The 13039-nt window shown below is 61.3% G+C and carries 11 protein-coding genes; 9 read left to right on the top strand and 2 right to left on the bottom strand.

Annotated elements, in window-relative coordinates:
- The coding region (locus ACI38B_RS03075) for a hypothetical protein (RefSeq protein ID WP_439729481.1) at positions 1-998 on the top strand (998 nt) is incomplete at its 5' end.
- 111 nt (positions 999-1109) lie between these two features.
- Here the strand turns inward: ACI38B_RS03075 and ACI38B_RS03070 are convergent.
- On the bottom strand, positions 1110-1649 hold the full coding sequence (locus ACI38B_RS03070) for a peptidylprolyl isomerase (protein ID WP_033492431.1): 540 nt from the start codon (positions 1647-1649) through the stop codon (positions 1110-1112).
- A gap of 142 nt (positions 1650-1791) precedes the next feature.
- Positions 1792-2616 (bottom strand): Cof-type HAD-IIB family hydrolase, encoded by an 825-nt coding sequence (locus ACI38B_RS03065; RefSeq protein WP_439729480.1) that lies wholly within the window; start codon positions 2614-2616, stop codon positions 1792-1794.
- A gap of 294 nt (positions 2617-2910) precedes the next feature.
- Between ACI38B_RS03065 and ACI38B_RS03060 the strand changes: the two genes are divergently transcribed.
- From ACI38B_RS03060 to pflA, 8 genes are all read left to right on the top strand, one after another.
- Positions 2911-3900, top strand: coding sequence for a MetQ/NlpA family ABC transporter substrate-binding protein (locus tag ACI38B_RS03060; protein ID WP_439729479.1), 990 nt, complete (start codon positions 2911-2913; stop codon positions 3898-3900).
- A gap of 119 nt (positions 3901-4019) precedes the next feature.
- Entirely contained in the window at positions 4020-5156 is a 1137-nt protein-coding gene (locus ACI38B_RS03055) for a methionine ABC transporter ATP-binding protein (protein ID WP_439729478.1), read from the top strand.
- Complete coding sequence (locus tag ACI38B_RS03050; protein WP_168973335.1) at positions 5153-5860, top strand: methionine ABC transporter permease; 708 nt, start codon at positions 5153-5155, stop codon at positions 5858-5860. Before ACI38B_RS03055 ends, ACI38B_RS03050 begins: the two co-directional genes overlap by 4 nt.
- 70 nt (positions 5861-5930) lie before the next feature.
- Positions 5931-7082: a M20 metallopeptidase family protein gene (locus tag ACI38B_RS03045; protein ID WP_439729477.1), complete on the top strand. Its 1152-nt coding sequence runs from the start codon at positions 5931-5933 to the stop codon at positions 7080-7082.
- Positions 7083-7127: 45 nt separating this feature from the next.
- A complete protein-coding gene (locus tag ACI38B_RS03040; RefSeq protein ID WP_439729476.1) occupies positions 7128-8825 on the top strand; it encodes an NAD+ synthase in 1698 nt (565 codons plus the stop codon).
- Positions 8826-8849: 24 nt separating this feature from the next.
- The gene (locus ACI38B_RS03035) at positions 8850-9038 is read left to right on the top strand and encodes a hypothetical protein (RefSeq protein WP_015450292.1); all 189 of its coding nucleotides are present in this window, start codon (positions 8850-8852) and stop codon (positions 9036-9038) included.
- Between the two features lie 301 nt (positions 9039-9339).
- Positions 9340-11715, top strand: a complete 2376-nt coding sequence (pflB, locus tag ACI38B_RS03030; protein ID WP_033492446.1) for a formate C-acetyltransferase — start codon at positions 9340-9342, stop codon at positions 11713-11715.
- A gap of 227 nt (positions 11716-11942) precedes the next feature.
- Positions 11943-12785 (top strand): pyruvate formate-lyase-activating protein, encoded by an 843-nt coding sequence (pflA, locus tag ACI38B_RS03025; RefSeq protein WP_439729482.1) that lies wholly within the window; start codon positions 11943-11945, stop codon positions 12783-12785.
- Positions 12786-13039 lie beyond the last annotated feature (254 nt).

Here is a 13039-nt window from a genome sequence, read left to right as displayed (position 1 = left end):
CACGATTGTCGGACATTCGCGACGACACGTCATCCACGCCTGCCGTATCAGGAAACGTGCTCATCGTGAACACGGCATACCTTCGCCGCAGCGTCATCAAGGATTCGTCCGGCACTCGCATCCGAGCAGTCCCCGACGGCAAGGTGCTGCTGGTCATACCCCAGGAGCGCAGCGGCGATGCGGACGCGATCGGCCAGGTCGTCTCCGCATATGTCCACGAGCAATGGGCCCAGACCCAGCTGATTCACAAGTACGGTTGGCAAAAGTATCTGGAACACGAGCAGGACACCGAGTTCAACGATGCTCCGGGGCCGGGCATTGAAACGGTCACCGGCTTGAAGGGGCAGACGGCGTTCGACTACCGGTTCACCCAGAATTCGAACGCCGATGATATCGGGGATGTCGGCCATGCGCAGACCGGGACGATCATCATCGGTATCGACCCCTCGTCGGATGTTGACAACCTCAACGAATTAGGCTCCGAATCTATGAGCCTGTTCTTCACTGATCCCGATCAGGCGTGGAAAGAACTCAAACAAGCCGGATTGGACACGGCGATAACGGCGATGAGCACCCCTGCAAGGCTCACACTGAACGAAATCGCCGAAGCGCAGCGCTCGCTGTACCAAGCGGTCGCCTCGTTCATCCTCGGTGTGCTGGTCCTGGTCATGTCGGGCGTCGCATTGGCACGCACGCATGTGCGCGGGCGGGCGCAGGAAGTGTTCGCCCGGTATATCCATGGCTGGGCGTTCATCCGCATCCATGCGCCGCTGGTCATCACCGAGACCGTGCTGTTCGGGGTGATTATGCTCAACGGGATTCACCGGTACGTGCAGCTGTTGCAATACTATGACCCGGTATCGCGCACCTATGATTTCAACCCTGCTGTGAGCATGGTCGAAGTCGTGGTTATCTGCGTGATCAGCGTGGTCGTGTGCATGGCCGTCACCGCGCATGACACAAAGATGCTGTGCGAACGGCATGCCCGTGCGGAATAACGCCCCGGCAAGGCCTGAGGATAGTGAAGCCCCCGCCGCATCTGGCAGGGGCTTCACTGGTTGCGTGCCTCACGTGTTGATACACGTTGTTACACGAATGAGCGGTCAGGCTTACTTCACGACTTCCACTGACGTGATGCCGACTGGCTCCAGCGGGGCGTCGGAACGGTCCGTCGCCACGGCGTCGAGCTTGTCGACGACCGCCTTGGACGCGTCATCGGCAACCTCGCCGAAAATGGTGTGATGCCCGTTGAGCCACGGCGTGGGGACCGTGGTGATGAAGAACTGCGAACCGTTGGTGCCGTGCGGCTGGCCGTCGCGACCGCGGCGCAGGCCGGCGTTCGCCATGGCCAGCAGATACGGGCGGTCGAAGACCAGGCCGGGGACGATCTCGTCATCGAACTCGTAGCCCGGGCCGCCGGTGCCGTTGCCGATCGGGCAGCCGCCCTGGATCATGAAATCCTTGATGATGCGGTGGAAGGTCAGCCCGTCATAGAACGGGTCGTGCTTCTCCTCGCCGGTGAACGGGTCGCGCCATGCCTGTTCGCCGGTAGCGAGACCGAGGAAGTTCGCCACGGTGTTCGGGGTCTGGTCGTCGAAAAGATTGAGGGTGATATCGCCCTCAGTGGTATGCATGATAACTGTGGTCATGTCTCCATCGTCTCATAGCGAGGGGACGGGGGGAGCGGCTGTTACGCTCCCCGCGCCAAAGCGCCGGTCGGCAGCGTTGCCCGGCCATTGCGCTACTTGGCGGATTCGATGCGGGCCACGCGTGGGAACCCCGCAGTCGGCATCACAGGATGCCGAAATGCCGCAGGGCGTGCAGGATGCCGTCATGATCCACGTCATCGGTCACATAATCCGCCGACCGTTTCGCATCATCGGTCGCGTTGCCCATCGCCACGCCGAGCCCGGCGTAGGCGAGCATGGTCGCATCGTTGCCGCCGTCGCCGAACGCGATCGTCTGCTCGCGCGTGAAGCCGTAATGGTCGCAAAAACGTTGGATGCCGCGCGGTTTTCCGCCGTCCGCGGGAATCAGGTCCGTGAACGAGGGATGCCAGCGTACGCCCGTGGTATGCCGGCACAACGCCGTCAGTTCGCGTTCGGTTTCAGGCGTGATATATGGGCTGATCTGGTAGGTCACATGCTTGCAGATGCGCTCATGCGGGTCGTCGACGAACACCTTGGGCGCGGTTTTGCCCAATTGCCGCCATGTTTCGCGCATGGTGTCGGTGATCTGGTTGAAATACACGTAGTCACGCTCGCAGAAATTCGCGACCACGTCCGGGTGCGCGTCCAGCCAGGCCACGATAGTGCGGATATCGTCCGGGTCGAGCGACTCGTTCTCGTGATATCCCGAGTCATCGAAGCAGTACTGGCCGTTGAGTGCGACGATGCCGTCGAAATGCACAGGGATCGTGTCCAGTACGACCTGCATATGCGAGGGTGCGCGCCCCGAGCAGATGAACACGCGGATGCCGCGATTCTGGAGTGCATGCAGCGCGTCGATTGTCGACTGCGGCACGATATGCGTGACGAAACTGGTCAGCGTGCCGTCGATGTCAAAGAACGCGGCTTTCATCTGCGCGGCCGCCTCGGGGGAAAGTTGGAAAGTCATGTCGGTGTCGCTCCTTGTCCGTGTACATCCAGTGTACGCGAGGCGTCCGTCCACGCCTGCGGGCTCGGCCCGGGCAGCGCAGGTGCGTCACCGAGGCAGGAGGAGATGGGCGCCAACTGGGAAATCCTTGAATCCTTGGGGTTTCGATGCAGGCTATAACGAACGCCGATAAGGCAATTTCCGCAAAACCGGCGGAACCACGCCAAACTGCGGCTATGGTGTTGGATACGGCAAGCCGGAGGGATCCGGCGAATGGATCGCGGTGCATGGCATCGCGCAAGAGAGAGGAACATCATGGCACAAGCATCATCCGAGCAGAACCAGCCGGCAGCACCGCTGTCCGACCCGCAGGAACCGGTCCGCGTCAACCACACTGGACGCAATATCGTTATCGCCGTCATCGTCATCGCGCTTATCGCGGTCGCGGTGTTCTTCGGCGTCCGCGCGGCCAAGGGCGGCAGTGATTCCGCCGCCAAGGGCTCTAAGTCCAATCCGGTGAAGATCGGCGTGGTCGGTGCGACCGACCCGCAGTGGGTGGAATTCCAGAAGGAAGCCGAAGCGGCTGGCATCTACGTGAAGATTGTTGATTTCCAGGATTACACCTCCGAGAATCCGGCGCTCGACTCCGGCGATCTCGATCTCAACGAGTTCCAGCACTTGCTGTACCTGGCGAACTACAACGTGAAGAACAACAAGGACCTCCAGCCGATCGGCGGCACCGCGATTTTCCCGCTGGGCGTCTACTCCACCAAGGTCAAGAGCATCGATGACATCCAGGCCGGCCAGACGGTCGCCATCCCGAACGATGAGACCAACCAGGCGCGCGCCATCGGTGTGCTCAAGTCCGCGGGCCTCGTGACGCTCAAGGGCAAGTGGACCGCGTTCGCCACACCGAACGACATCGACACCGCCAAGTCCAAGGTCAAGGTCACCCCGCTGAAGGCCGAGCAGGTCGCCAACTCGCTCAAAGACCCGCAGGTCGTCGCCGGTGTGATCAACAACGATTACGTCGCGGACGCAGGGCTGAAGGCCAAGGACGCCATCTACCAAGATGACGCCGAAAGCGAGGAGGCCCGCCCATACATCAACGCCTTCGTCGCCCGCAAGGCGGATGTAAACAACGCGACCTATCTCAAGCTCGTCAAGATCGCCCAGTCGAAGACGGTCTTCGATAAGCTCAACGCGCAGTCCGACGGCACCGCCGTCTCGGCGAGCAAGTTCACCGCCAAGCAGCTGCAAAGCTACCTGGCGACCATCGAAAAGGAAGCCAAGGCGCAGCAGTGACTTCGCCGATGGCAGACCCGCGATTATCCTGAAACTCTAGGCCCGGTGCCAGGCGAAAGCTTGGGCCGGGCCTAGAGCGGTGGAAGACATATTGCGGAAGGCATACCAAGGAGGCAACGATGGCAGAAGCAGTCATCACCTTCGACCATGTGATCAAGGAGTATCGCCGTCGTGCAGGCGGTGGGCAGGAGCGCGGGACGACACGCGCGGTGGACGATGTCAGTCTTGAGATTGACGCCGGAGACATCTACGGCATCATCGGGTACTCGGGCGCCGGTAAATCGACGCTGGTGCGCATGGTCAACGCGTTGGAACGCCCCACATCAGGGTCGGTCACGGTGCTCGGCACGCGTGTGGACCAGCTGAGCGAGTCGAAACTGCGGCCGATCCGGCAGAAAATCGGCATGATTTTCCAGCAGTTCAACCTGTTCTCCACCAAGACGGTTGCACAGAACATCGCCTATCCGCTGCAACTGGACCATTGGCGCAAGGATTATCAGGATCGTCGTGTCAATGAATTGCTTGATTTCGTCGGATTGCGCGAGCACAAGGACAAGTACCCCTCGCAGCTGTCCGGCGGGCAGAAACAGCGTGTCGGCATCGCACGTGCGCTCGCCACGAACCCGAAGATTCTGCTCGCCGACGAGGCGACCAGCGCGCTCGACCCGGAAACCACCTCGGAAGTGCTTGCCCTGCTCAAACGCGTCAACGAGCAGCTGGGCGTCACCATCGTGCTCATCACCCACCAGATGAACGTCGTCCAACAGATCGCTCACAAGGTGGCGGTTATGAGTGCAGGCAAAATCGTGGAACGCGGCGACGTATACGACGTGTTCGCCGCCCCGCAGCGCAGCGTGACCCGCCGGTTCATCGCCACCGCATTGTCCGGGCTGCCGGACGCCCCGCGTGTCGCGAAACTGCATGAGGAATGGGACGGCAGGCTCGTCAGCGTCCTGGTACGGCAGAAGGACATCCCTGCGGCGGATGGCCGTCCGGCGATCAAGGCGTCCGGACAAAACATCTCCGACCTCATCGCGCAATACGGCATTCACAGCGGCCTGGTTTACGGCGGCATGGACACCGTGGGCGGCTCGGCGGTCGGCGCGATCACCTACGTGTTCGACGACACGAACCCGCGGTTCGGCGAATTCCTCACGGCATTGCGCGAAGACAGCGATGTCATTGATTTCGGTACCGCAAGCCACCCGGTGGAGTACGACCGGGCGGTCGCGACGGATGAAGGAGAGACACGATGAACGCATGGACGATTGACGCTGCGACAAGTCTCGCCAGCAAATCCGATTGGACGGTGTTGAAACCGCTGTTGCTGCAATCCGTGGCACAGACCTTGGAAATGGTGCTGGTCACCTTGCTGATCGGCGGGTTCTTGGGACTCGTGCTCGGCGTGGTCCTGTACGGGACGCGCCCGGGCAACCTGTTCGAGAACAGCGTGGTGTATCACATCCTGGACGTGATCGTGAACATCATCCGCCCGATCCCGTTCATCATCTTCCTCGCCGCAATGCAGCCGCTGACCATCAAGGTGGTTGGCACTTCCATCGGTACGGCGGCAGCGATCTTCCCGATGGTTGTCATGTGCACTTTCGCCACGTCACGGCTGGTCGAACAGAACCTCGTGCCCGTCGACCCCGGTGTGATCGAAGCGGCCCGGGCCATGGGCGCCTCCAAATTCACCATCATTCGCACCGTGCTCATTCCCGAAGCCTTGGGACCACTGATTCTCGCCTACGCCTTCCTGTTCATCGGCGTGCTCGACATGTCCGCGATGGCCGGGTACATCGGCGGCGGCGGTCTGGGTAATTTCGCCATCGCCTACGGCTACCAGAAGTTTGACCAGACGGTCACCTGGTCTGCGGTGGTCATCATGATTGTCTTGGTACAGGTCGTGCAGGCGATCGCCAACGCGCTCGCCAAGCATGTGCTCAAACGGCAGCGTTGAGCGCTGACGACACGCGGTGATCGCGACACGGAACGATTCCGGCGCGAAAACAAGTACAGGGGAGGACCATATGGCAGAACACATCGAGCTCACTGATGATCTGGTCGCCACCAGACACCATCTGCATGAAACACCGGAGCTGAGTTTCAAGGAGGTGAACACCAGCGCATTTCTCGCAGACAAGCTGCGTTCGCTTGGTGTCGAAGTGCTTGACAGCCCGCTGGAAACCGGTGTCATCGGCCTGATTCAGGGTGAGCACGACGGCCCGCGTGTCGGTCTGCGCGCCGATATCGACGGCCTGCCGGTCACTGAGGAAAGCGGCTTGGATTTCGCCTCGCACAATCCGGGCGTCATGCACGCCTGCGGGCACGACATCCACATGACCAGCCTGTTCGGGGCGGTCGAATGGTTCGCCTCCCACCGCGACCGGATCAACGGCAGCCTCAAAATCGTGTTCCAGCCTGCTGAAGAGACCGGACGCGGCGCGAAATCCGTCGTCGATTCCGGCATGGTGGACGATCTCGACGCGATGGTTGGCACGCACAACAACCCGGACTATACGCCCGGCCAGCTTGCCGTCGGCATCGAACCGATGATGGCCGGATGCGTGAAATTCTATGTCGACCTGCACGCTGAAGGCACGCACGCCGGCTACCCACATCTGGGCACCGGCCCGCTGGAGGCTATGGCCTCGATGATCCTGTCCCTGCAGACCATCGTCAGCCGCAATGCGACGCCGTTCCATCCGCTGGTCGTCTCCGTCACGGAAGTCCACGGCGGCGACGTGTGGAATGTCGTGCCCGCCGAAGCCGGATTCCTCGGCACCGTCCGTTACTTCTACAAGGAGGATTCGCAGCTCGCCGAACGCCGCATGCGCGCGATCGTGGAGCACACGGCCGCCGCGTACGGCATCAGTGCGGACTTCCGCTGGGACGATTTCCAGGACCCGCTGGTTTCCGACCCTGACCTTGCGAAGGTCGTCGCCGCCGACGTGCCGGATTATGCCGATTTGCAGCCGATTCACCCGTCTATGGCGGGGGAGGACTTCGTCGAGTTCAGCAAGGTGTGCCCGGTGGTCTTCGCGTTCGTCGGTTCCAACGGCGGCCCGGGGCACCACGGTCTGCACAGCCCCAAGTTCATCGCCAAGGATTCGGCTGTCAAGACGGGCGCAGAATTCTATATCAACGCCGCGTTGCGCGTGCTTGACGAAGTCAGGTCGTGACAAGCGGGACATCTTGTTGTGCCATGCCCTCATTATGCTGGGGGTATGGCACAGATTCGCATAGCACTCGCTCAGATCGACACCTGCGTCGGCGACCTTGAAGGCAACGCCGAGAAGACGTTGGAGTACGCGCACCGCGCGGCACGGCAGCATGCGCAGGTGGTCGTGTTCCCGGAGATGACCCTGACCGGATACCCGATTGAGGATTTGGCATTGAGGCGCACCTTCCGCAAAGCCGCGTGGGACAAAGCGAACTGGCTTGCCACCGAACTTGAAGCCGACGGGCTGGGCGACCTGTATGTCGTCGTCGGCACGGTCGGCACCGACCACGCTTCCGACAAACCGCGCAACCGGCTGGTCGTGCTGCATGACGGTGTCGTCTGGGCGGGCTACGACAAGCATTTCCTGCCCAATTACGGGGTGTTCGACGAGTTCCGCATCTTCTCGCCCGGTGACCATTCGACCGTTGTCGAAGTCGACGGCGTCAGGCTTGGATTCGCCATCTGCGAAGACATTTGGCAGGACGGCGGCCCGGTCGCCGAACTCGCCGGGCGTGGCATCGACGTGCTCGTCACCATGAACGGTTCGCCCTACGAGGAAGGCAAAACCCATACGCGCTTCGACCTGGCCGTCCGCCGCGCCAGAGAGGTCTCCGCCCCCGTGGTGTACGTCAACCAGGTCGGCGGTCAGGACGATCTCGTCTTCGACGGCGGCAGCTTCACCGTGGACGCCGACGGCACGCTGCTGCAACGCTCGCCCATGTTCGTGGAGGACTTGGGCCTGTTCGACTTCGACACCGACGCCGAGCGACAGACGACTAGGGTCATCGCCCCGGCGCCGGACAAGGACGAGGAGGTCTACACCGCCTGCGTGCTCGGACTCAAGGACTACATGCGCAAGAACCACTTCAGCGGCGTGTGTCTCGGTCTGTCCGGCGGCATCGATTCCGCGCTTGTGGCGGCCATGGCCGCGGACGCCTGCGGAGGGTCCAATGTCTGGGGCATCTCCATGCCCAGCATGTACTCCTCGGATGGTTCGAAGGACGATGCGGCCGACCTTGCGGCCAACATCGGCGCCCACTATGACATCCAGCCGATCGAGCCGCTGTTCGTCGCCTATCAGAACCAGCTGCATCTCGAGGGTGTGGCCGCTGAAAACCTCCAGGCGCGCATCCGCGGCGTCATCGTCATGGCGTATTCCAACTCGAAGGGCGTGCTCGCGCTCGCCACAGGAAACAAATCCGAACTCGCCTGCGGATATTCGACCATTTACGGCGACGCCGTCGGCGGCTACGCGCCCATCAAGGACCTGCTTAAGACCCGTGTATGGGAGCTCGCCCGGTGGCGCAACGAGGCTTGCGCGCACGGCATGGGCATCGGCGGACTGCATATCGTCGGGAACGAAACGGGGGAGCACGGCAAACCCGCCCCGAACGACATCATTATTCCGGTCAATTCGATTACCAAAGCGCCGAGCGCCGAACTTCGCCCGGGGCAAAAGGATTCCGACTCCCTGCCCGAATACGCGCTGCTCGACCAGGTGCTCGCCGCATACATCGAACACGCCCACGGCCGCGCCGATTTGCTGGCCGATGGTTTCGATGAGAAGACCGTCGATACGGTAATGCGGCTCGTCGACCGCGCCGAATGGAAGCGCCGCCAGTACCCGCTCGGCCCGAAAGTCACCGCGCTCGCCTTCGGGCGCGACCGCCGTCTGCCGGTGACGAGCGCGTTCCGCGAGTAAGGTACTCGTATCGGGAGGATGTCTATGGCTGACAAGCAATGGTATTTCAATATGGTCACCGGGCAACCGGAATACGGTATGATTTCGCCTGATTCGCAACGCATGGGGCCGTACCGGACTCGGCAGGACGCGCTTGACGCGTGGAAGATCGTCAAGGAACGCAACGCCACGTGGAACGAGCAGGACCGTCAGTGGAAGCGCTGGGGTAAGTAGCGCAGGCCATGCAGGCAGCTGCCGGTTTCGAGACCATCTGGCCTCCATCATCGCGGTAGGCCGGTTTTTCTTTCTGCTTCTTCCAACGCCGGGCACGGCCTCAGCGTCGGAAGAAGCAGAATCGTATGTATACGCGTGTACTGTGCATCGCTGATTCGCCGATTGCGTTCCACTTGATCGCTCCGTGTGATTGTGATATAAGTCACGTCCCCGCCCGACACGACGCCATCGTCATGGCACTACAATAGAAGCCGAACGCAGCGTAACGGTGCGTTGCGCCGACAGACACCAAGGAGTGGATATGACAGCAGTTGACCAGACCGCACTCTCCCAAGAGGAACTTGAAGCCAAGGCATGGGACGGCTTCAACGGCGGACATTGGCAGCAGGACATCGATGTTCGCGACTTCATCCAGAAGAACTACACCCCGTACGAGGGCGATGAGTCCTTCCTCGCTGATGCCACCGACAAGACGAAGCACATGTGGAAGTACCTCGACGACAACTATCTCGCCGTCGAGCGCCGTCAGCGTGTCTACGACGTGGACACCCACACCCCGGCCGATATCGATGCGTTCCCGGCCGGCTACATCGAGAGCCCGGAAGTCGACAACGTGGTGGTCGGTCTGCAGACCGACGAGCCCTGCAAGCGCGCGATGATGCCGAACGGCGGCTGGCGCATGGTCGAACAGGCCATTCTCGAGGCCGGCAAGGAGCCGGACCCCGAAGTCAAGAAGATCTTCACCAAGTACCGCAAGACCCACAATGACGGCGTGTTCGGCGTGTATACAAAGAACATCAAGATCGCCCGCCACAACAAGATCCTCACCGGTCTGCCGGATGCCTACGGTCGTGGCCGCATCATCGGCGACTACCGCCGTGTGGCCCTGTACGGCGTGAACACGCTGATCAAGCTCAAGCAGCGCGACAAGGATTCCGTGCCGTACCGCAATGATTTCACCGAGCCGGAGATCGAGCACTGGATCCGCTTCCGCGAAGAGCATGACGACCAGATCAAGGCGCTGAAGAAGCTCATCAATCTCGGCAACGAGTATGGCCTCGACCTGTCCCGCCCGGCGCAGACCGCACAGGAAGCCGTCCAGTGGACGTACATGGGTTATCTCGCCGCAGTCAAGAGCCAGGACGGCGCCGCCATGAGCTTCGGCCGCAACTCCGCGTTCTTCGACATCTATATCGAGCGTGACCTGAAGTCCGGCAAGCTTGACGAGCAGGGCGCACAGGAGCTCATCGACCAGATTGTCATGAAGCTGCGCATCGTGCGCTTCCTGCGCACCAAGGCCTACGACCAGATCTTCTCCGGCGATCCGTACTGGGCCACCTGGTCCGACGCCGGTTTCGGCGACGACGGCCGCTGCATGGTCACCAAGACCTCCTTCCGTCTGCTCAACACGCTGACGCTCGAGCATCTTGGACCTGGCCCCGAACCGAACATCACGATTTTCTGGGATCCGAAGCTGCCTGAGGCCTACAAGCGCTTCTGCGCCCGTATCTCCATCGACACCTCGGCCATCCAGTATGAGTCCGACAAGGAGATCCGCTCCCATTGGGGCGACGACGCGGCCATCGCCTGCTGCGTGTCCCCGATGCGTGTCGGCAAGCAGATGCAGTTCTTCGCCGCCCGCGTCAACTCCGCGAAGGCCCTGCTGTACGCGATCAACGGTGGCCGCGACGAGATGACCGGTATGCAGGTCATCGAGAAGGGCGTTATCGACCCGATTAAGCCCGAGGCCGACGGCACGCTCGACTTCGAGAAGGTCAAGACCAACTACGAGAAGGCTCTCGAATGGCTGTCCGAGACCTACGTCGAAGCGCTGAACATCATCCATTACATGCATGATAAGTACGCGTATGAGGCCATCGAGATGGCGCTGCACGACAAGGAGGTGTACCGCACCCTCGGTTGCGGCATGTCCGGCCTGTCCATTGCCGCCGACTCGCTGTCCGCGCTCAAGTACGCCAAGGTGTACCCGGTCTACAACAAGGACGCGAAGGACACCCCTGGCCATGAGAAGGAGTACGTCGAAGGCGCCGATGACGATCTGGTGGTCGGCTACCGCACCGAAGGCGAGTTCCCGATCTACGGCAACGATGACGATCGCGCCGACGACCTCGCCAAGTGGGTCGTTTCCACGGTCATGGGCCAGGTCAAGCGTCTGCCGGTCTACCGCGGTGCGGTTCCGACCCAGTCCATTCTGACCATCACCTCCAATGTGGAGTACGGCAAGAACACCGGTTCCTTCCCGTCCGGCCACAAGAAGGGCACCCCGTACGCCCCGGGCGCGAACCCGGAGAACGGCATGGATTCCCACGGCATGCTTCCGTCGATGTTCTCGGTCGGCAAGATCGACTACAACGACGCGCTTGACGGCATTTCGCTGACCAACACCATCACGCCTGAGGGCTTGGGCCGCGATGAGGACGAGCGTATCAACAACCTCGTCGGCATCCTCGACGCGGGCAACGGCCATGGCCTGTACCATGCGAACATCAACGTCCTGCGCAAGGAGCAGCTTGAGGACGCTGTCGAGCATCCTGAGAAGTACCCGCACCTGACCGTGCGTGTCTCCGGCTACGCGGTGAACTTCGTCAAGCTCACCCGTGAGCAGCAGCTCGACGTGATTTCGCGTACCTTCCATCAGGGCGCTGTCGTCGACTGACCCTGTCCGCCCCTCGGGCGGCTGAAGCAGGCGTGTGTGGCATGACCACACGAACCGCATGACTGGGGGCGGGGCCGAAAGGTTCCGCCCCCAGCCGTTTCCCGGTGCCATATGCGGCACGGGTCATGACAAGGAGGACAATGATGTCATCGACAGATACGCAATCGCAATCGCGGACAGAGCCCACGGCCACCGGTTCCCAAGGATTTCATACGACCACGCCGCATATGCTCAAGAAGTCCAAGCAGTATGCGAGTCAGACCCTGATGGGAGGATTGTCTGGTTTCGAGTCACCGATCGGCTTGGATCGTCGAGACCGTATCGAGGCGCTTCATACGGGCGATATCGGTTTCGTACATTCGTGGGATATCAACACGTCCGTTGACGGTCCGGGCACACGGATGACCGTGTTCATGAGTGGATGCCCGCTGCGCTGCCAGTACTGCCAGAACCCTGACACCTGGAAGATGCGTGACGGCCAGCCGGTATATCTGGAGGCGATGATCAAGAAGATCGACCGCTATCAGGACCTGTTCAAGTCCACCGGCGGCGGAATCACCTTCTCGGGCGGCGAATCCATGATGCAGCCAGCCTTCGTGTCGCGCGTGTTCCGCGCAGCCAAGGAGATGGGTGTGCACACCTGCCTTGATACTTCGGGCTTCCTCAACCGTAACTACACCGACGAAATGATTGAGGATATCGACCTGTGCCTGCTAGACGTCAAATCCGGCGACGAGGAGACCTACCACCGGGTGACTGGGGGGGTGCTCGCCCCGACCATCGAATTCGGGCAGCGGCTCGCCGCGGCGGGCAAGAAGATCTGGGTGCGATTTGTGCTCGTTCCAGGCCTTACCGACGACCCGCAGAACGTGGAGAATGTGGCGCGCATTTGTGAGACTTTCGGTGATGCCGTCGAACATATCGATGTGCTGCCGTTCCACCAGCTAGGACGCCCGAAATGGCACGAATTGCGCATTCCGTACCCGCTTGAGGATGCCAAGGGGCCGGACGCGAAGCTCCGCGCCCGTGTCGCCAAGCAATTCGAAGATCACGGCTTCAACGTGTACTGACACCGTTGATGCGTGCCGGGTGTCGTTGGTATGCGCGACCCCGTGTTGAGCTGACGTCGTTGCTGTGCGTGACTTTGTTGTTGCTTGTGACTGCGTTGTTCCGGGCATGCGTTGTTCCGTGACCTCGTTCGGTACGGGGTGTCGTTTACCGCAATCGCATGAAACGCCCTAACCTGTAGCCATGGCACAGATTTTCTCATTCCCGGGTGGATTTTCCGGCCGCGGCTCTTCAGACGGCTTTGGACGGTCAAATA

The organism is Bifidobacterium sp., from assembly GCF_051876855.1.
GTDB lineage: Bacteria > Actinomycetota > Actinomycetes > Actinomycetales > Bifidobacteriaceae > Bifidobacterium.
The sequence above is the reverse complement of the archived record's forward strand: the minus strand, read 5'-3'. Positions and strand labels throughout refer to the sequence as shown.